General features: G+C 60.5%; 16 protein-coding genes. 6 read left to right on the top strand and 10 right to left on the bottom strand.

The genetic code is table 11. The annotated features are described in order from the left end of the window. Positions 1–25: 25 nt before the first annotated feature. From rng to mreB, 5 genes are all read right to left on the bottom strand, one after another. The gene (gene rng / locus KGD89_RS21315) at positions 26–1,483 is read right to left on the bottom strand and encodes a ribonuclease G (protein WP_025261793.1); all 1,458 of its coding nucleotides are present in this window, start codon (positions 1,481–1,483) and stop codon (positions 26–28) included. Then, complete coding sequence (locus KGD89_RS21320) at positions 1,480–2,079, bottom strand: Maf family protein (RefSeq protein ID WP_025261794.1); 600 nt, start codon at positions 2,077–2,079, stop codon at positions 1,480–1,482. The genes rng and KGD89_RS21320 overlap by 4 nt, the downstream gene beginning before the upstream one ends. 63 nt (positions 2,080–2,142) lie before the next feature. Beyond that, a complete protein-coding gene (gene mreD, locus KGD89_RS21325; protein ID WP_025261795.1) occupies positions 2,143–2,634 on the bottom strand; it encodes a rod shape-determining protein MreD in 492 nt (163 codons plus the stop codon). Further along, a complete protein-coding gene (gene mreC / locus KGD89_RS21330) occupies positions 2,627–3,709 on the bottom strand; it encodes a rod shape-determining protein MreC (RefSeq protein WP_371856570.1) in 1,083 nt (360 codons plus the stop codon). The genes mreD and mreC overlap by 8 nt, the downstream gene beginning before the upstream one ends. Positions 3,710–3,936: 227 nt before the next feature. Further along, positions 3,937–4,974 carry a rod shape-determining protein MreB gene (mreB, locus tag KGD89_RS21335; protein WP_002555108.1) on the bottom strand — a complete coding sequence of 346 codons (1,038 nt, stop codon included), beginning with the start codon at positions 4,972–4,974 and terminating at the stop codon, positions 3,937–3,939. 207 nt (positions 4,975–5,181) lie between these two features. Here mreB and gatC point away from each other — a divergent pair, with 207 nt between their 5' ends. The 5 genes from gatC (at position 5,182) to KGD89_RS21360 (ending at position 9,946) form a co-directional block, all read left to right on the top strand. Beyond that, on the top strand, positions 5,182–5,469 hold the full coding sequence (gene gatC, locus KGD89_RS21340; RefSeq protein ID WP_025261797.1) for an Asp-tRNA(Asn)/Glu-tRNA(Gln) amidotransferase subunit GatC: 288 nt from the start codon (positions 5,182–5,184) through the stop codon (positions 5,467–5,469). A gap of 14 nt (positions 5,470–5,483) precedes the next feature. After that, complete coding sequence (gene gatA, locus KGD89_RS21345) at positions 5,484–6,935, top strand: Asp-tRNA(Asn)/Glu-tRNA(Gln) amidotransferase subunit GatA (RefSeq protein WP_025261798.1); 1,452 nt, start codon at positions 5,484–5,486, stop codon at positions 6,933–6,935. A gap of 13 nt (positions 6,936–6,948) precedes the next feature. Continuing rightward, positions 6,949–8,394, top strand: a complete 1,446-nt coding sequence (gene gatB, locus KGD89_RS21350) for an Asp-tRNA(Asn)/Glu-tRNA(Gln) amidotransferase subunit GatB (RefSeq protein ID WP_025261799.1) — start codon at positions 6,949–6,951, stop codon at positions 8,392–8,394. A 98-nt stretch (positions 8,395–8,492) separates the two neighbouring features. Further along, a complete protein-coding gene (locus KGD89_RS21355; RefSeq protein WP_025261800.1) occupies positions 8,493–8,861 on the top strand; it encodes a septal ring lytic transglycosylase RlpA family protein in 369 nt (122 codons plus the stop codon). 53 nt (positions 8,862–8,914) lie between these two features. After that, positions 8,915–9,946, top strand: coding sequence for a calcium/sodium antiporter (locus KGD89_RS21360; protein WP_025261801.1), 1,032 nt, complete (start codon positions 8,915–8,917; stop codon positions 9,944–9,946). Positions 9,947–9,953: 7 nt separating this feature from the next. On the opposite strand, the gene KGD89_RS21365 is transcribed toward KGD89_RS21360, so the two are convergent. From KGD89_RS21365 to ptsP, 5 genes are all read right to left on the bottom strand, one after another. Beyond that, a complete protein-coding gene (locus KGD89_RS21365; RefSeq protein WP_025261802.1) occupies positions 9,954–10,895 on the bottom strand; it encodes an AEC family transporter in 942 nt (313 codons plus the stop codon). A gap of 186 nt (positions 10,896–11,081) precedes the next feature. Next, positions 11,082–12,638, bottom strand: coding sequence for an alkaline phosphatase D family protein (locus KGD89_RS21370; protein ID WP_025261803.1), 1,557 nt, complete (start codon positions 12,636–12,638; stop codon positions 11,082–11,084). Between the two features lie 78 nt (positions 12,639–12,716). Continuing rightward, the gene (locus tag KGD89_RS21375; RefSeq protein ID WP_025261804.1) at positions 12,717–14,459 is read right to left on the bottom strand and encodes a PTS fructose-like transporter subunit IIB; all 1,743 of its coding nucleotides are present in this window, start codon (positions 14,457–14,459) and stop codon (positions 12,717–12,719) included. Positions 14,460–14,471: 12 nt separating this feature from the next. Beyond that, entirely contained in the window at positions 14,472–15,413 is a 942-nt protein-coding gene (gene pfkB, locus KGD89_RS21380; RefSeq protein WP_025261805.1) for a 1-phosphofructokinase, read from the bottom strand. Further along, positions 15,413–18,280 (bottom strand): phosphoenolpyruvate--protein phosphotransferase, encoded by a 2,868-nt coding sequence (gene ptsP, locus KGD89_RS21385; protein WP_025261806.1) that lies wholly within the window; start codon positions 18,278–18,280, stop codon positions 15,413–15,415. Before ptsP ends, pfkB begins: the two co-directional genes overlap by 1 nt. 338 nt (positions 18,281–18,618) lie before the next feature. On the opposite strand from ptsP, the gene cra reads away from it, so the two are divergent. Beyond that, positions 18,619–19,614: a catabolite repressor/activator gene (gene cra, locus KGD89_RS21390; RefSeq protein WP_025261807.1), complete on the top strand. Its 996-nt coding sequence runs from the start codon at positions 18,619–18,621 to the stop codon at positions 19,612–19,614. Position 19,615: the final 1 nt, after the last annotated feature.

Genomic DNA, 19,615 nt, shown 5'->3' on the forward strand with positions numbered 1-19,615 from the left:
TCACGCTTTCACGATACGAGCAACTTCAGAGCAGCACCACGTCATATTGTTCCTGTGAATACATGGTTTCTACCTGAAAACGAATGGTGCGTCCGATAAAGCTCTCCAGCTCCGCCACATTGCCCGACTCTTCATCAAGCAGTCGGTCAACCACGCGCTGGTTGGCCAGTACCCGATAACCCACCGCCTGATAGGCCCGGGCCTCGCGCAGGATTTCGCGGAAAATCTCGTAACAGATGGTTTCCGGCGTCTTGAGCTTGCCGCGTCCCTGACAGCAGTGGCAAGGCTCACAAAGCACTTGCTCCAGACTTTCACGGGTGCGCTTACGGGTCATCTGCACCAGGCCAAGCTCGGTGATGCCAATGATGTTGGTCTTGGCGTGATCACGCTCCAGCTGTTTTTCCAGGGTGCGCAGGACCTGACGCTGGTGCTCGCCATCTTCCATATCGATAAAGTCGATGATGATGATGCCACCCAGATTGCGCAGACGCAGTTGCCGCGCAATGGCCGTCGCGGCCTCCAGGTTGGTCTTGAAAATGGTTTCTTCCAGATTGCGATGGCCGACGAACGCGCCGGTGTTGACGTCAATGGTGCTCATGGCCTCGGCAGGGTCGACCACCAGATAGCCACCCGACTTGAGCGGCACCTTGCGCTCCAGCGCCTTCTGGATTTCGTCTTCCACGCCGTACAGATCAAAGATCGGACGCTCACCGGGGTAATGTTCCAGACGGTCGGCGATTTCCGGCATCAGCTCGGCCACGAACTGCGTGGTTTTCTGGAAGGTTTCCCGGGAGTCGATACGGATCTTCTCGATACGCGGGCTGACCAGATCGCGCAGTGTGCGCAGCGCCAGGCCAAGATCCTCGTAGATCACGTTGGGCGGACTGATGGTCTTGATCTGCTCGCCGATCTGGTCCCACAGCCTGCGCAGATAACGGATGTCCATAAGGATTTCGTCGGCGCCCGCACCTTCGGCGGCGGTACGCAGGATAAAGCCGCCTGCTTCCTTGATGCCTTCCAGTGCCACGCAATCGCTGACGACTTTCTTGAGTCGCTCGCGCTCACCTTCATCCTCGATCTTCAGGGAAATACCCACGTGAGCCGTGCGCGGCATGTACACCAGATAGCGCGACGGAATCGACAATTGCGTGGTCAGGCGTGCGCCCTTGCTGCCAATCGGGTCCTTGGTGACCTGCACGACCAGACTCTGGCCTTCATGGACCAGGGAGCTGATGGTTTCCACTGCCGGGCCTTCACGCATGGAGATTTCCGACGCATGAATGAAGGCTGCACGATCCAGACCGATATCGATGAACGCGGCCTGCATGCCGGGCAGCACCCGCACCACCTTGCCTTTGTAGATATTGCCGACGATGCCGCGACGCTGGGTCCGCTCGACATGGACCTCCTGCAGGACACCGTTTTCCACCACTGCCACCCGCGACTCCATCGGGGTGATATTGATCAGAATCTCTTCACTCATGGCTTTTCACCTTCCAGGCATTGCCAACAGGGTATGCCGAAACTGCCCAGCAGTTCTGCGGTTTCGCACAGAGGTAGCCCAACGACTCCAGAATAGCTGCCATGCAGCTCTTCGACGAAAATCGCTGCAAGGCCTTGGACAGCATAACTGCCCGCCTTGTCCTGAGGCTCGCCGCTGGCCCAGTAGGTCCGGGCTTCATGGGGTTCGACAGGGCGAAAGCGCACGCGACTGGTCACGATGCGAGCCTCGCTGCGCTGGCGATCGACCAGCGCAATGGCGGTCAGTACCTGATGTTCACGCCCGGAAAGAGCAGCCAGCATTGCCAGCGCATCGGACTGATCCACCGGTTTGCCCAGAATGCGACCATCAAGCACCACAGCGGTATCGGCACCCAGCACGCAAGCGTCTTCATCGCCCAGCAAGGCCAGACCGGCCGCGGCCTTGCCACGCGCCAGACGCTCGACATAGGCCGTCGGGGCTTCATCGTTCAGAGGGGTTTCGTCGATTTGCGCACTGAGCGCAGTGAAAGGCACACCGATCTGAGTGAGCAGTTCACGCCGGCGCGGTGAGCCAGAGGCCAGATAGAGCAAGGGCATAAGGACATCTCCGTGTCTGTGACGATAAGCGCAGCACGACGCAGTCCTGCGCTCACGCTGCGCTTAGTTGATTTTCAAACGCTTGCTCAACCCACGCAGACCATAACTCACCCATGGCCACAACAAGGCGCTGACCAGTGCGGGCAGCACGAGCGCCAGGGTTGGCTGTCGATTGCCGTTCAAGGCGCTGATCCACAGCTGCACGAGCTGCGCCAGACCAAAGACCACCAGCAGCACCAGGCATTGCTGCCACATGGGGAACATGCGCAGACGTTGCTGCAAAGACATGACCAGAAACGCGATCAACGTCAGGATCAAGGCGTTCTGACCCAGATAATTGCCGTATAGCACGTCTTCCATCAAGCCCAGCAGCCAGGCAGTGGTCATGCCGACCTTTTGCGGCAGAGCAAGGACCCAGAAACTCAAAAGCAACGCCAGCCACAGCGGACGAAAAATTTCCATGAACTGCGGCAGTGGCGAAATACTCAGCAACAGGCCGATGGCGAAGGTGAACCAGACCACCCAGCCATTGCGCCCGGAAACATGACTAACCATCGATTCGCTCCCGAGAGTTGGAAGGTGCAGACGCAGGAGGCTGTGACGTGGCAGGTCTTGCAGCAGGCCGCGCCGGGGCTTGCTGGGTTGCCGGAGCCGGGGTTGCAGCCGGAGCCGAAGCACCCTGGGCAGCCGGCCTGGCGTGAGTGGTGCTGGTCGGGAACGATGGAACCGTTGGCATCGGCACCATCGGGAAAGCCGGTGACAGCGGTGGAATCGTTGGCGCGACGGTCGGCTCAAGGCCTTTATCGATGGACTCCTGGGCCTGCGCCGCATCAGCCGCGCGCTCTTCCGGAGAGCGGCCATCGGAGAACACCAGCAGCAGATAGCGACTGCGGTTCAAGGCAGCAGTGGGAACGGCGCGCACAATGGCAAACGGCTGCCCGGAGTCATGAATGACTTCCTTGACGGTTGCTACCGGATAACCCGCCGGGAAGCGCTGACCGAGGCCGGAACTGACCAGCAGATCGCCTTCCTTGATGTCAGCGGTATCCGCCACATGCCGCAACTCCAGGCGTTCCGGGTTACCGGTGCCGCTGGCAATGGCGCGCAGGCCATTGCGGTTGACCTGCACGGGAATGCTGTGGGTGGTGTCCGTCAGCAACAGGACACGCGAGGTGTAGGGCATCAGTTCGACCACCTGCCCCATCAGGCCACGGGCATCGAGCACCGGCTGGCCCAGGACAACGCCATCGCGCTCGCCCTTGTTGATGATGATGCGGTGGGTGAAGGGGTTCGGGTCCATGCCGATCAACTCGGCGACTTCGACCTTCTCGTTGACCAGCGCCGAAGAGTTGAGCAACTCGCGCAGGCGAACGTTCTGCTCGGTCAGTGCCGCCAGCTTTTGCAGGCGACCTTGCAGGAGCAGGGTTTCGGTCTTGAGTTTCTCATTTTCGGCGATCAGCTCGGTACGGCTGCCGAACTGGCTGGCAACGCCCTGAAACATGCGCTGCGGCAGATCGACGATCCAGTAGGTCTGCATCAATACCAGCGACATCTGGCTGCGCACGGGCTTGAGGATCGTGAAGCGTGCGTCCACCACCATCAACGCGACCGACAGCACGACCAGTACCAGAAGACGTACGCCCAGCGAAGGGCCTTTTGCGAAAAGCGGTTTAATAGGCCGCTCCTCCCGGGCATGCGATCAAAGGATCGAGCTTCAATTGGCTGTTATTCATGGGGTATGAACCGGCCTGGACAGATGAAAAAAATAGGCACCTTGTTTCGGCGTCAGCCTGACGCATACAGGTAGCACAAGCGCTACCTGCATACAAAAGACCCTATGAACAGCACCCCGGCGAATTACTCGCTGGAGAGCAGATCCATGGTGTGCTTATCCATCATTTCCAGCGCACGGCCACCACCACGCGCCACACAGGTCAGCGGGTCTTCGGCAACGATGACCGGCAGACCGGTTTCCTGGGCCAGCAGCTTGTCCAGATCGCGCAGCAATGCGCCACCACCGGTCAGCACCAGACCACGCTCGGCGATATCGGAAGCCAGTTCTGGCGGAGATTGCTCCAGGGCGCTCTTGACGGCCTGAACGATAGTCGCCAGAGACTCCTGAAGGGCTTCGAGCACTTCATTGGAGTTGAGGGTGAAGGCACGTGGAACGCCTTCGGCCAGGTTACGGCCGCGCACGTCGACTTCACGAACTTCGCCACCTGGATAGGCTGTGCCGATTTCCTGCTTGATGCGCTCTGCGGTGGATTCACCGATCAGGCTGCCGTAGTTGCGACGCACATAAGTGATGATCGCTTCGTCGAAGCGGTCGCCGCCGACACGTACGGATTCGGCATAGACCACGCCGTTGAGCGAGATCAGAGCGATTTCAGTGGTACCACCACCGATATCGACGACCATCGAACCACGGGCTTCTTCAACCGGCAGACCGGCACCGATGGCAGCGGCCATTGGCTCTTCGATCAGGAATACTTCACGGGCACCGGCGCCCAGAGCCGATTCGCGAATGGCGCGACGCTCGACCTGAGTGGATTTGCACGGCACGCAGATCAGCACGCGAGGGCTGGGCTGCAGAAAGCTGTTTTCGTGAACTTTGTTGATGAAATACTGCAGCATCTTTTCGCACACGCTGAAGTCGGCGATGACGCCGTCTTTCATTGGACGAATGGCTGCGATGTTGCCTGGAGTACGGCCCAGCATACGCTTGGCTTCTGTACCGACAGCCACGACACTCTTCTGGTTGCCATGAGTACGAATTGCAACTACAGAAGGTTCATTCAGAACGATACCGCGCTCACGCACGTAAATAAGGGTGTTGGCAGTGCCCAGGTCGATGGAAAGATCACTGGAAAACATGCCACGCAGTTTCTTGAACATGGGATATGGGACCCTAGGGAACGCGTGGGTAAAAAAGTGCGGCAAACTCTAACAACGACAGGGATTTTGGGCAAGGAGCCAATATGTTAAATTGGCGGTTTTCTGAACACACCCCGCGACATTAGCGGCTTTAAGACCGCATAAATGCGGTGGTGTTCCGCAATTTGCTGGCAGACCGATTCGCCGGCATTCCACTGGAGATACCCCATGGCGCTTGAACGCTCCGACGTGGAAAAGATCGCCCATCTGGCCCGACTGGGCCTGGATGACGCCGATATCCCGCGTACTACCGAAGCACTTAACAGCATTCTTGGGCTGGTCGATCAGATGCAAGCGGTCGATACCACAGGCATCGAACCTCTGGCTCACCCGCTGGAAGCTTCCCAGCGCCTGCGCGAAGACGCCGTTACAGAGCACAATCGTCGCGACACTTACCAAGCCATCGCACCAGCGGTCCAGGACGGGCTTTATCTGGTTCCGAAAGTCATCGAGTAAGGGAAAGAGCCTGCATGCATCAAATGACTCTGGCCGAGATCGCCCGCGGACTCGCCGATAAAAAGTTTTCCTCCGAAGAACTGACCCGTGTCCTGCTGGCGCGCATCGCGCAGCTCGACCCTCAGCTCAACAGCTTCATTACTCTCACCGAAGACCTGGCGATCACTCAGGCCCAGGCTGCCGACGCACGTCGCGCTGGCGGTGAGAACGGCGCCCTGCTGGGCGCGCCTCTGGCGCACAAGGACCTGTTCTGCACCCAGGGCATCCGCACCAGTTGCGCCTCGCGCATGCTCGACAACTTCAAGGCACCGTACGACGCCACCGTAGTTGCCCGACTGGCGGCCGCGGGCACCGTGACACTTGGCAAGACCAACATGGACGAATTCGCCATGGGTTCGGCCAACGAGTCCAGCTACTACGGCGCGGTGAAAAACCCCTGGGCTCTGGAGCACGTTCCCGGCGGTTCGTCCGGCGGTTCGGCGGCTGCCGTTGCGGCACGCCTGCTGCCTGCGGCCACCGGCACCGACACCGGCGGCTCGATTCGCCAGCCAGCCGCACTGACCAACCTGACCGGCCTGAAACCGACCTACGGTCGCGTTTCCCGCTGGGGCATGATCGCCTACGCGTCCAGCCTCGATCAGGCTGGCCCCATGGCCCGCACTGCCGAAGACTGTGCCCTGCTGCTGCAAGGCATGGCCGGCTTCGATCCGCAGGACTCCACCAGCATCGATGAGCCTGTGCCGGATTACTCCGCCAGCCTCAATACCTCGCTCAAGGGCCTGCGCGTCGGCCTTCCGAAAGAGTACTTCAGCGCAGGTCTGGACCCTCGCATCGCACAGCGGGTACACGAAACCGTCAAGGAGCTGGAAAAGCTCGGCGCGATCGTCAAGGAAATCAGCCTGCCGAACAACCAGCACGCGATTCCTGCGTACTACGTCATCGCTCCGGCAGAAGCCTCGTCCAACCTGTCGCGCTTCGACGGCGTACGCTTCGGCTATCGCTGCGAAGAGCCAAAAGACCTGACCGACCTGTACAAGCGCTCCCGCGCCGAAGGCTTCGGCCCTGAAGTACAGCGTCGCATCATGGTCGGTGCCTACGCCCTGTCGGCTGGCTACTACGACGCCTATTACCTGCAAGCGCAGAAGATTCGCCGCCTGATCAAGAACGACTTCATGAACGCCTTCGCCGAAGTCGACGTGATTCTCGGCCCGACCACGCCAAACCCGGCCTGGAAAATCGGCGCCAAGAACAACGATCCGGTTTCTGCGTATCTGGAAGACTTCTACACCATCACCGCCAACCTCGCGGGTCTGCCGGGCCTGTCCATGCCTGCCGGCTTCGTCGACGGCCTGCCGGTGGGTGTGCAACTGCTTGCGCCGTATTTCCAGGAAGGCCGTCTGTTGAATGTGGCCCATCAGTATCAGCAAGTCACTGACTGGCACACACGCACACCTGAAGGCTTCTGAGGAGCAACTTACTATGCAATGGGAAGTCGTCATCGGGCTGGAGATTCACACCCAGCTTTCGACCCAATCGAAGATTTTCTCCGGCAGCGCCACCACGTTCGGCTCCGAGCCCAACACTCAGGCCAGCCTTGTGGATCTGGGCATGCCGGGCGTGTTGCCGGTGCTCAACAAGGAAGCGGTACGCATGGCCGTCAAGTTCGGCCTGGCGGTCAATGCCGAAATCGGTCAGCACAACGTGTTCGCCCGCAAGAACTACTTCTACCCGGACCTGCCCAAGGGTTACCAGATCAGCCAGATGGAATTGCCGATCGTCGGCAAGGGCTATATGGACATCACCCTTGAAGACGGCACGGTCAAGCGCATCGGCATCACCCGCGCTCACCTGGAAGAAGATGCGGGCAAGAGCCTGCACGAAGACTACAGCGGCATGACCGGCATCGACCTGAACCGCGCCGGTACGCCGCTGCTGGAAATCGTTTCGGAACCGGACATGCGCAGCGCCAAGGAAGCCGTGGCTTACGTCAAGGCCATCCACGCGCTGGTTCGTTATCTGGGCATCTGCGACGGCAACATGGCCGAAGGTTCGCTGCGCTGCGACTGCAACGTATCGATTCGCCCAAAAGGCCAGGTCGAGTTCGGTACCCGCTGCGAGATCAAGAACGTCAACTCGTTCCGCTTCATCGAGAAAGCGATCAACAGCGAGATCCAGCGCCAGATCGACCTGATCGAAGACGGTGGCAAGGTCATCCAGCAGACTCGCCTGTACGACCCGAACACCAACGAAACCCGCGCCATGCGCAGCAAGGAGGAAGCCAACGACTACCGTTACTTCCCCGATCCGGACCTGTTGCCGGTCATCATCGAAGACTCGTTCCTCGACGAAACCCGCGCCACCCTGCCGGAATTGCCGCCACAGAAACGCGAGCGCTTCCAGAGCCAGTTCGGCCTGTCGGCCTACGACGCCAGCGTGCTGGCTTCCAGCCGCGAGCAAGCCGATTACTTCGAGCAGGTCGTGAGCATTGGCGGCGACGCCAAGCTGGCGGCCAACTGGGTCATGGTCGAGCTGGGCAGCCTGCTGAACAAGCAAGGCCTGGAAATCGACGAATCGCCAGTCAGTGCCGAGCAACTGGGCGGCATGCTCAAGCGCATTCTGGACAACACCATTTCCGGCAAGATCGCCAAGATGGTGTTTGAAGCCATGGCCAATGGTGAAGGCAGCGCCGACGAAGTCATCGAGAAGCGTGGCCTGAAGCAGGTCACCGACAGCGGTGCCATCGAATCGATGCTCGACGAAATGCTCGCCGCCAATGCCGAACAGGTCGAACAGTACCGCGCCGCAGACGAAGCCAAGCGCGGCAAGATGTTCGGTTTCTTCGTCGGTCAGGCAATGAAAGCCTCCAAAGGCAAGGCCAATCCGCAGCAAGTGAACGAACTGCTGAAGGCCAAGCTCGAAGGCTGACCCAAGCCGTAGGAGCGCATTTATTCGCGAAAGTCTTATTCCGGGCTTTTCGCGGATGAATCCGCTCCCACATAAACAGGCATCACAGGATTAGACCCATGCGCCGACTTGCCACTGCCTGTTCCCTGTTCACCCTTCTGGCCGGTTGCGCCAGTCATGACATCGATCCCCACGGCTACGACGAAACCGGTCGCGCTTCGTATTACGGTGCCCGACATCACGGCAAGCGTACCGCCAGTGGCGAACCCTTCAATCAGAATGCATTGACCGCTGCCCATCGCGAGCTGCCTTTCGGTACCCGCGTCAAGGTCACCAACCTCGACAACGACAAGACTGTTGTCGTGCGCATCAACGATCGCGGTCCTCATGTACGAGGCAGACTGATCGACGTATCCCGCGAAGCCGCCGAACAACTGGGCATGCTGCGCAGCGGAACCGCGCCAGTGCGCGTCCAGAGCCTCGACTGAGGACACCCGGAATTATCCAGCTATCGAACCTTCCCGCCCCCGCGCTCATCCAGTTGGTGAGTGGTCTTCTGCTGTTGCTGATCGGCGCCGAGCTGTCAGTACGCGCCGCCGTACGCATGGCCTCCATCCTCAATATTCGTCCGCTGATCATCGGCCTGACGGTCGTCGCACTGGGCAGCAGCGCGCCGCAGATGGCGGTCAGCCTGCAAGCCGCGTTTTCCGACAGCACCGACATTGGCGTAGGCAGTGTCATAGGCAGCAATATCTTCAATGTGCTGGTGACGTTGGGACTGTGCGCCCTGATCATTCCGCTGCGGGTCGCCCGCCAGGTCTTGCGCATCGATATCCCGCTGATGATCGGGGCCAGCCTTTTGGTCATCGGTCTGTCCTGGAATGGTGAATTCAGCAAGCTCGACGGGGTGCTGCTACTGGGCACGATGCTGGGCTGCCTGTTCATCGTCCTGCGCCAGGCCAGTCATGGCGCACGTCACGGGCACACCCACAGCACTGAAAAACCACGCTCACTGACCTGCATCGCCCTGCTGACCAGCGGCCTGCTGTTGCTGGCGTTCGGTGGTCATCTGCTGGTGGATGCGGCGGTGGTGGTCGCAATCAATCTGGGGCTTTCAGAGAGGATAATCGGCCTGACGCTGATGGCCATCGTCACATCCCTGCCCGCTCTGATGACGTCCCTGATCGCAGCCCTGCGCGGCGAGCGGGATATCGCGGTGGGCAACGTGATCGGCAGCAACCTGTTCAATCTGCTGGGCGTGCTGGGCGCGACCGCGCTGATCTCGCCCGTGCCGTTGTCGATATCTCCCAACGCGCTGGTGTTCGACCTGCCGATCATGCTCGGCGTCGCCGTGCTCTGCCTGCCGCTGTTTTACGCCGGTTATCGCATCACCCGCTTCGAAGGGCTGTTGCTGTTGGCGTTATATCTGACTTACGGGCTGCATATCGTGTCGTTCAGTACTGGCATGCTGTTGGCCGAAAAGCTTGAGCACCTGATGCTCCAGTTCATCTTGCCGCTGCTGGGGATCGCAGTAGCCTTTGGCATCGTGAAGGCCTGGCGGCGTCAACATTGACGGACGACTAGATCCAGCCGCCCCACTGCAACAGGAAGATCCCGATATTGGTTGTCACAGCCGCCGCCAGCGTGGTGATGACGATGATCGCGGCGGCCAGCTCGTAATTGCCGTTGGCCGTGCGAGCCATGATGTAACTGGCTGCCGCCGTCGGGCTGCCGAAGTACAGGAACAGAATCCCAAGCTCCGCACCGCGAAAGCCCACCAGCCACGCAGCAAAGGTGCAGATCAGTGGCAGCCAGACCATTTTCACCATGCTCGCACTGATCGCCAACGCGCCACTTTTGCGCAAGGACGCCAGCGACAGCGTGCCGCCGATACAGATCAGCGCCAGCGGCAGGGTCATCTGCGCCAGATAGCTGCCGGAGGTTTCCAGCCATTTGGGCAGGCCGATGCCGAAATAGGCGAAAGGCGAGGCAACGATGACACTGATGATCAGCGGATTGGCCAGCACACTCTTGAAGATGCTCCACGGATCGGACTTGATCACTGGGCTGTAGACCGCCAGCACAATGGTCGAAAGCGCGTTGTAGAACACAATCACCAATGCCGCGAGAATCGCCCCCAGGGAAATACCGTACGCGCCATACATACTGGCAGCCAGCGCCAGGCCCACTACGCCATTGTTGCCACGAAACGCGCCCTGGACGTACACACCCCGATCTTCAGGTGGGCAACGCCAGATCGCCCAGCCCCAGGTGGCCGCGAAACTCAGCAGGGTCGCAACGCTGAAGAAAATCAGCAGCTTGGGTTGCAACGCTTCATTCAGGTTGGCGTGAATGATCCCCAGAAACAGAAGAGCCGGCATGGTGACGTTGAACACCAGACCCGAAGCCACGACGATAAAGCCATCATTGATCGCATGGATGCGCTTGAGGATCACACCCAGGAACAGCATGGCAAATACAGGCGCGGTGATGTTCAGGGTTTCAAGAAAAATAGCCAGCATGCCGCAGACCTGGTCCTGTCGTTAGGTCCCTCATCATAAGCCAGCAGGGAGTGAAGGTGTTGCAAGGAATTTCAGTTCGTCACACCGCTGTCGCCAGCAAGCTGCCTCCCACAGGGGTATGAAGCGCCCACAAGAAGCTGGGCATTGATCCCAATCTGTGGGAGGCAGCTTGCTGGCGACGGGCTGCTAAGTCACTGGCTGCAACTTACGCTCAAACACTGACACTCCATCCAGATCCCGCAGGGTTACGGTCATTTCTGCAGTCTGGCCATCGATGTTCACTTCCCCGAAGAACTGGAAGCCTGCAAAGGGCGAGGTGTTTTGGGCGGGCGGGGCTTTCTGGAAGACCAGTTCAGGGCCGAAGGTCTTGTCCAGTGCGTTGGGACCGAAGCTGCCCGCGTTGAGCGGCCCGGCCACGAACTCCCAGAACGGGTCGAAATCCTGGAATACCGCACGATCCGGTTGATAGTGATGAGCAGCGCAATAGTGCACATCAGCCGTCAGCCAGACGCAATCGCGGATCTTTTGCGCACGAAGAAAACCGAGCAGCTCGGCCACTTCCAGTTCGCGCCCCAGGGCCGGGCCATCGTTGCCGTTGGCTATGGCTTCCCAGCGCGCCACACCAGGACTGACTTCGCCGTCCGGGACACCAAGACCAATGGGCATGTCTGCCGCGATGACTTTCCATTGCGCCTTTGAGGCCTTGAGCTCGCCCTTGAGCCAGTCCAGTTGCTCACGGCCCAGAAAGGCCGTGGTCGGCCCCGGCTTGTCTGCCAGGTTGGCGTCATTGCCATCGCGATAACTGCGCATGTCCAGCACGAACACATCGAGCATCGGGCCATAAGGGATTTTGCGGTAGATGCGCCCGCCGTTATCCGCCTGCTGCAAACGCATGGGTGCGTATTCCAGAAAGGCTTGCCGCCCGCGAGCCGACAGCAACTGGATGTCCTTGACCTTGTAGCGATCATCCAGCTGCTTGCTGGGCGACCAGTTGTTGGTGACCTCGTGGTCGTCCCACTGCCAGATCTGCGGCACCTCGGCATTGAAGCGGCGCAGGTTTTCATCCATCAGGTTGTAGCGGTAGTTGCCGCGATACTCGTCCAGGGTCTCGGCAACCTTGCTTTTCGCTTCGCTGGTGATGTTGCGCCAGATACGACCACCTTCAGTGGTGATCTGCGCCGGGACCGGACCGTCGGCGTAAATGGTGTCGCCGCTGTGGATAAAGAAGTCAGGCAAACGCAGGCGCATGGCTTCGTAGATGCGCATGCCGCCAATGTCCGGGTTGATGCCGAAGCCCTGGCCGACGGTGTCGCCACTCCACACAAAACGGATGTCACGGCGCTGTTGCGGCATGCTGCGCAAATGGCCGAACCAGGGCTCGCTGGCGACACCCGACTGGGCATCCTCGAAATGAACGCGGTAGAAAATCGCCTGATCCACAGGCAGGCCGCTCAGTTCGACCCGGGCCGTGAAGTCGGTGCGCTGATCGGCCAGCGCCGACACCAGCCGACGCGGATTGGGGAACATGCTGCGGGTGTCCCATTCGACCACCATGCGCGATGGCCGGTCGCTGCGACTCCAGACCATTGCCCGATCACCCAGCAGATCACCGGACTGCACACCGTCGGTCATCTTCGGGCGATCCTGCACCGAAGCAATGACTGCCGGTGCCAGGCCCGGCAGCAGAAAACCGGCTCCGACAGCCTGAATCACACGACGACGCTTGAGATCGAACTGGCTCATGGTTAACCCCTTTCAAGATACGAAAGGGGAAACCTAGCAGGCCAATGTTGGAGGGATATGACAGCCAGCGCCCACGTATCAGGCGGTGGCTTTGGCCAGCTCCATCTCTACCGCTTCAGGCCGTTTGAGCACTGCGTAGATCACGCCGGTCGCCACGCTGCCCACGACAATGGCCAGCAGATACAGCAAGGCATGGTTGATGGCGTTGGGGATCAGCATCACGAACAGACCGCCATGGGGCGCCATCAGTTTGCAGCCGAAGTACATCGACAGTGCGCCAGTCAGCGCCCCGCCGATCACGCTGGCAGGAATCACCCGCAGCGGGTCCTTGGCGGCAAAAGGAATCGCGCCTTCGGAAATGAAACACAGCCCCAGCACGAACGCGGCCTTGCCAGCCTCACGCTCGCTCTGCGCGAACTTGCGGCGCGCCAGGATCGTAGCGATGCCCATGCCGATCGGCGGCACCATACCGGCTGCCATCGCAGCCGCCATGGGCGCATAACTCTGGGATGCAAGCAGGCCTACGGAAAACGCATAGGAAGCCTTGTTGATCGGTCCGCCCAGGTCCACGCACATCATCGCGCCCAGCAGCACACCCAACAGAATCGCGTTGGTGGTGCCCATGCTGTCCAGGAAGGTGGTCAGGCTGGCGAGCATGCCCGCAACCGGCTGACCCACCACATAGATCATGACCAGGCCGGTGAACAGGCTCGACAGCAACGGAATGATGAGAATCGGCTTGAGTGCTTCAACGCTGGCTGGCAAGCGTGCGTAACGATTGATCAACCACGCGCTATAGCCCGCCAGGAAACCGGCCACAATACCGCCGATGAAGCCCGCGCCCAACGTACTGGCCAGCAAGCCGCCGATCATGCCTGGCGCCAGGCCTGGACGGTCGGCGATGGAGTATGCGATGTAACCTGCGAGCAGCGGCACCATCAGTTTGAATGCCGACTCACCGCCGATCTTCATCAAGGCTGCCGCCAGAGTTCCCTCTTGCTCATAAGCCTTGATGCCGAACACGAACGACAGCGCAATCAGCAGACCACCCGCCACCACCATCGGCAGCATGAACGACACGCCGGTCAGCAAGTGCTTGTAGACGCCGGTCCCTTCTTTTCTGGACGGTGACTGGGTCACTTCATCCGCCGACTCGACCTGCCCCTCAGCCAAGGCTTTTTTCAGGGTTGCATCGGATTGCTTGAGGGCAATGCCGGTGCCGCAGCGATATATTTTCTTGCCCGCAAAACGATCGGTATTGACCTCGATGTCCGTTGCCAGCAACACCACGTCCGCATCGGCAATGGCTTGCGGGCTGAGCGGGTTTCGCGCCCCGACCGAACCCTGGGTTTCCACGTGCAGGTCGTAGTTCAGACGCTTGGCAGCCTGCTGAATCGCCTCGGCTGCCATGAAGGTGTGCGCAACGCCGGTCGGGCAAGCAGTAATGGCGACAATGCGCGGCTGACTGCCGGAGCTGCCGATAGCGATAGCCTCATCGGCCGCGGGCGCAGCATAGACGTGGGCCTCATCGGCGGCACGCTTCAGGAAACCGTCCACATCCTGCAAGGCATGAGCGGGCGTGTCCTGGAACAGGCGCTTGCCGACAAAACGGCTCAGGTCCAGCGGGCCGGTGTTGACCACCAGCACCAGATCGGCCGCTTCGATATCCAGCGCCGAAAGGTGTTGTTCGGGCTTGTTCGGGTCCACGACTTCGACGCTGGTTTCCCAACCCTGACGCTGGGCTGCCGCATCGAGCAAGCGTGCGCTGAGGACGCTGCTGACCTTGCCGTTCGGGCAGGCCGTTACAATGGCTAACTTCATCACGATCCTCTCTTATTGTTCTGTCAGGCTGCGTACAGTGACGCCGCTTTCAAGTCGTTTGAGTTGGGCGGCATCGGTAATGCCGAAACCGATCTGGGTCACTGCCATGGCGGCAATCGCGGTCGCCGTGCGCAAGGTTTTCTGTGGTTCATGGCCGCCGAGCAAACCGTGAACCATGCCTGCCAACAGAGAATCCCCGGCGCCTACGGTGCTGGCGACGGTGACTTTCGGGGGCAGCGAATGCAGCGCGGTGCTGGAACTGAACCAGTGAACACCTTCGGAACCCTGGGAAATCACCACATGCTCGATGCCCTGGGCACGCAGGCGAGTCGCCGCTTCGGCCTGGGCAGCAATGGAGATGATCGGTGCATCGAGCGCATCGGCCAGTTCTTCAGTATTGGGTTTGATCAGCCAAGGGCCTGCCGCAAGACCGGCACGCAGAGCCAGGCCGCTGCTGTCCAGCGCTACTTTGAGGCCGAGACTCTTGAGCATGAGCAAGAGCTTTTGCAGCCACTCGGGCGTTACGCCACGAGGCAGGCTGCCAGCGACCACCACGGCATCGAAACCGGTGGCAATCTGCTCGACCCTGGTGAACAGGGCTTGCTGGGCCGCTTCGCTGACCTGCGGGCCAGGACCGTTCAAATCCGTGATGCGACCACTGCCTTCGGCCAGTTTGATGTTGCTGCGGGTTTCGCCCGGCACGCGCACGAACTCGTCGACAAAACCACGCCGGGTGAACAGGGACTCGAACGGCTGTTGATTATCGATGCCGAGAAACCCGGCCACGGTCAGCTCATGCCCCAGATCGGCCAACACTTGAGCCACGTTCAGGCCCTTGCCGGCCGCATGGCTGAGCATGGCGTCGCTGCGATTGACCTGCCCGAGCTCCAACTGGCCCAACTGCACGGTCAAGTCCAGCGCCGGGTTCATGGTCAGGGTAAGAATCTTCGCCATTACAAAGCCTCCACCAGCGCACGCACTTCGGCTGCGCTGCCTGCGGTCAGCGCCTGTTGCGCCAGTTTTTGAGCGGTGCTCAGTTCCAGTTCACGTACGCACGCCTTGACCTCGCCAATGCTGCGCGCCGAAACACTCAACTCATCCACACCCAACCCGACCAGTACCGGCACCGCCAGCGGGTCCGCCGCCAGTTCGCCGCACACGCCCACCCACTTGCCATTGGCATGGGCGGCGCGCACGGTCATGTCGATCAGTTGCAGCACGCTTGGGTGCAAACCGTCCGCCTGAGCGGAAAGGGTCGGATGGCCACGGTCGATGGCCATGGTGTATTGGGTCAGGTCATTGGTGCCGACGCTGAAGAAGTCCACTTCCCTGGCCAGTACCGGTGCCAGCAACGCCGCTGACGGAACCTCGATCATGATCCCCAGTTGCAGATCGCTGACCGGGATTTCTTCACGCAGGCGCTGAGTCATGTCACGGGCCTGACGCCACTCTTCAACGGTGCCGATCATGGGAAACATGATGCGCAGCGGGCCACTGTCGGCTGAGCGCAGCAAGGCGCGCAACTGGCTTTCCATCACGTCCGGGCGTTGCAGGGTCAGGCGAATGCCGCGCACACCGAGGAACGGATTTTCTTCCTTGTCGATGGGCCAGTACGGCAACGGTTTGTCACCGCCGACGTCAAGAGTACGGACCACCAGAGGTCGACCGCCCAGATCGGTGAGCACGCGACGGTATTCGGCTTCCTGAGTCGCCTCGTCCGGTGCCTGGGAATGAGCCATGAACAGCAATTCGGTACGCAGCAGGCCGATGCCTTCGGCGCCCTGCTCTACCGCTGCCGGAGTGCCGGTGCTGTCGCCGATGTTGGCGAAGACTTCGACGGCATGACCATCGCGAGTCACTGCAGGCTCCATGCGCGAGGCGGCTGCAGCCTTGAGACGCTGTTCACGGGCATCGCGGTCCTGTACGGCACGCTGCAGGACCGACTCATCCGGCGCGACAGTCAGACGACCCCGCTGGCAATCGAGCAGCAGAACGGTGCCCGGCTTGAGTTGCAATACGTCATCACCAGCGCCCACCAGCGCCGGAATACCCAGGGCACGGGCCACGATAGCGCTGTGCGCCGTTGCGCCACCCCGAGCGGTGAGGATGCCCGCGACATGCGCCGGGTCCAGTCGCGCCACGTCAGACGGGCCGACTTCATCCATCACCAGAATGTAAGGTTCGTCGGGAGCGGCAACGGTTTCGACGCCACATATTTGCGCCAGCACACGGCGCCCGACATCCCGCAGATCCGCAGCACGCTCGGCCAGCAGCACATCATTCAACTGCTCTTGCTGGGAAGCGGCGGCATCGATCACTCCGGCCCAGGCGGCAGCGGCGCTTTCGCCCTTGTTCAGGCGCAGTTCGGTCTCGCTGCCCAGCTCCGGGTCATCGAGCATTTCCTGGTGGGTGATGAAAATTTCGCGAATGGCCTTGGCCTTGCTGCGCTGGATCAGGTTTTCGATATCCCGGCGCACTTCGGCAAGGGCCTGTTGCAGGCGCTCACGCTCGGCAGCTACAGACTCGCCCTGCTCTGGATAATCGAAGGCTTGCAGCACCTGAACATGAGCAGGCCCGATGGCAATGCCCGGCGAGGCCGAGACGGCTTGCAGCACGGCACCATCGAGGGGTGCCGCAACGGCCTTGGCCAGGGCAGCTTTTTGGGGAGCAGGTTGCGGCTCGGTCGCGACCGGCAATGGCTCGACGTCCTCACCAAGGCCTTGCTCAACAGCCGCCAGCAAGGCAGGCAAAGCGTCTTGCGCAATGCTCGGCTCAGCAATGAATTCCAGCGTCTGCCCGCGACGGGCACCGAGGCTGAGCAGCTTGCTCAGGCTCTTGGCCGACACTGCGGTTTCGCCGGTTTCCACCACGCGCACACGAATCTCGCCTTCAAACTCCTTGGCCAGTTGCGCCAGCACCTTGGCTGGACGGGCATGCAGGCCGTGGGCGTTGGCCAGGCCAATCTGCAGGGTCGGCCACTCGGCGGGCAACTCACCGCCCAGGGCTTGCAGGATGACGCGGCTGTTGGTGGCATGGCCCAGTTCGTGACCACGCCCTTCGATCAACAGCGAGCACAGGCGCTCAAGCAGTGTCTGGTGAGCTTCCCCGAGGCTGGCCAGGCAGAACAGCCCTGTCAGGGGTTGGCCCAGATAGCGCAGAGGTTTGTCCGGTGTCACGAAGGCCAGACCAGGACGCTTGACCGTCTGCTCGCTGTGCAGCCACCACAGGCCATCACCCAACGACAAGGCTTCTACTTGCTGGAGAATCGCGGCAAAGCCATTGTTGACGCAATCGGCACGGCGCAACAGACGCGCACCGCGCCAGACCAGCTCTTCAAAATCGTCGGCCGATACGCCGAGGCTTATCATCTGTGCGTCGAGGGCCAGTTCCTGAGGTGCGCCCTGCAAGAGCCGCAGCAGATCTTCCGGGGTTTTCGCCTCGCGCAGGGCCTGGCCCAGATCCGCTTCGCCCAATGCACGGGTCAGCAGTTGCAGCAGCCGCAAGTGCTCGTCTGACTTGGCAGCAATACCGATGGCCAGGTAAACGATTTGCCCGTCGCCCCAATCCACGCCTTCAGGGAATTGCATCAGGCGCACGCCGGTACTGAACACCAGGTCGCGGGTTTCAGGGGTGCCATGGGGGATTGCGATGCCTTGGCCAAGAAAGGTAGAGCCTTGCTGCTCGCGATTCATCAGCCCGTTGAGGTAACCCTCGGCAACCAGACCGTCAGCGACCAGATGATCGGCGATCAGTTGCAACGCGCCCGACTTATCCACAGCCGTGCGGCCCATGGATATTTGCTCCAGAGAAAGTTCGAGCATGTCCTGACTCCTGTGCAGCGCCAGAGCGCTACCTGATTCTTGTTTTAATGACGACCATTGAGTGATCGACAGCTTGGGAGATGAAAGTACTGCCTGTCGGATTGCAATTTCATCCTGATTTGCAGCAAATATCAGCTTGCTGAATCGTTTAACCTACAATTGCACGGCACGTTACTCGATTATGGCCTCTCGTTGAAGCCCAGTCGGTCCGATAGCTGTAGGAGACGTCTCAAAATACACCGAGCACTTGGGCATCCCCTATGGTCTGGTGTAAAGATGCTCCGCGATCAGCGAAACTCCTCGTTGATAAGAGACAACCACGAAAAGGAACTTTTCGCGTGAAACTCAGCGATATTGCGCGTCTGGCAGGTGTTTCCGTCACCACCGCCAGTTACGTGATCAATGGCAAGGCCGAACAGCAACGCATCAGCCCCGCGACCGTCGAGCGTGTGAAGGCGGTTGTCGAACAACATGACTTCCGCCCCAACCCTCAAGCCGCCGGCTTGCGTACTCGTCACAGCCGTACCCTGGGCTTCATACTGCCGGACCTGGAAAACCCCAGTTACGCCCGTATCGCCAAGCTGCTGGAGCAAGGCGCCCGCGCCCGCGGCTATCAGTTGCTGATCGCAAGCTCCGACGACGATCCCGCCAGCGAACTGCAACTGCTGCAGGTCTTTCGTGCCCGACGCTGCGATGCGTTGCTGGTCGCCAGTTGCCTGCCCGCCAGTAACGACAGTTACCGCGAACTGCAGAACAAAGGCCTGCCGATCATCGCCATTGACCGGGAAATGAACGCCGAGTTCTTCTGCTCGGTGGTCAGCGATGACCACGACGCCAGCCTGCAACTCACCCGCAGCCTGTTACAGACGAATCCCGAACACATCGCCTTGCTGGGTGCGCGCCCTGAACTAAGCGTCAGCCAGTCGCGTGCCGACGGTTTCCGGCATGCGCTCGGTGGCTTTACCGGCACGACCACGATCGAACATGGCGAAGCGTTCAGCCGCGAGTGCGGCCAGCGTCTGATGAGTGACATGCTGCAACGCCTGGGGCACTTGCCCGATGCGCTGATCACAACGTCCTACGTGCTGCTGCAAGGTGTTTTCGATGTGCTGCAAAGCCAGTCACTCAACCCGGCGCAATTACACCTGGGCACTTTCGGTGACACCCAGTTGCTGGACTTCCTGCCGCTGCCGGTCAATGCAATGGCCCAGCAACATCAGTTGATTGCCGAAAAGGCCCTGCAACTGGCACTGGCCGCCATCGAAAACGATCAGTACGAACCCGGCGTGCATGCCATCGTGCGGACCTTCAAGCAGCGGATTCACGAGGGCTGAC

The organism is Pseudomonas cichorii, assembly GCF_018343775.1.
In the GTDB taxonomy this organism is placed as follows: domain Bacteria; phylum Pseudomonadota; class Gammaproteobacteria; order Pseudomonadales; family Pseudomonadaceae; genus Aquipseudomonas; species Aquipseudomonas cichorii.

What these genes read in the sequence shown, in the direction of transcription:
- gatC (WP_025261797.1), top strand. Translation starts at nt 5,182, where the DNA reads ATGGCGCTTGAACGCTCCGACGTGGAAAAGATCGCCCATCTGGCCCGA.
- KGD89_RS21370 (WP_025261803.1), bottom strand. Translation starts at nt 12,638, where the DNA reads ATGAGCCAGTTCGATCTCAAGCGTCGTCGTGTGATTCAGGCTGTCGGA.
- mreD (WP_025261795.1), bottom strand. Translation starts at nt 2,634, where the DNA reads ATGGTTAGTCATGTTTCCGGGCGCAATGGCTGGGTGGTCTGGTTCACC.
- ptsP (WP_025261806.1), bottom strand. Translation starts at nt 18,280, where the DNA reads ATGCTCGAACTTTCTCTGGAGCAAATATCCATGGGCCGCACGGCTGTG.
- KGD89_RS21375 (WP_025261804.1), bottom strand. Translation starts at nt 14,459, where the DNA reads ATGAAGTTAGCCATTGTAACGGCCTGCCCGAACGGCAAGGTCAGCAGC.
- rng (WP_025261793.1), bottom strand. Translation starts at nt 1,483, where the DNA reads ATGAGTGAAGAGATTCTGATCAATATCACCCCGATGGAGTCGCGGGTG.
- gatA (WP_025261798.1), top strand. Translation starts at nt 5,484, where the DNA reads ATGCATCAAATGACTCTGGCCGAGATCGCCCGCGGACTCGCCGATAAA.
- gatB (WP_025261799.1), top strand. Translation starts at nt 6,949, where the DNA reads ATGCAATGGGAAGTCGTCATCGGGCTGGAGATTCACACCCAGCTTTCG.
- KGD89_RS21320 (WP_025261794.1), bottom strand. Translation starts at nt 2,079, where the DNA reads ATGCCCTTGCTCTATCTGGCCTCTGGCTCACCGCGCCGGCGTGAACTG.
- pfkB (WP_025261805.1), bottom strand. Translation starts at nt 15,413, where the DNA reads ATGGCGAAGATTCTTACCCTGACCATGAACCCGGCGCTGGACTTGACC.
- mreB (WP_002555108.1), bottom strand. Translation starts at nt 4,974, where the DNA reads ATGTTCAAGAAACTGCGTGGCATGTTTTCCAGTGATCTTTCCATCGAC.
- KGD89_RS21365 (WP_025261802.1), bottom strand. Translation starts at nt 10,895, where the DNA reads ATGCTGGCTATTTTTCTTGAAACCCTGAACATCACCGCGCCTGTATTT.
- KGD89_RS21355 (WP_025261800.1), top strand. Translation starts at nt 8,493, where the DNA reads ATGCGCCGACTTGCCACTGCCTGTTCCCTGTTCACCCTTCTGGCCGGT.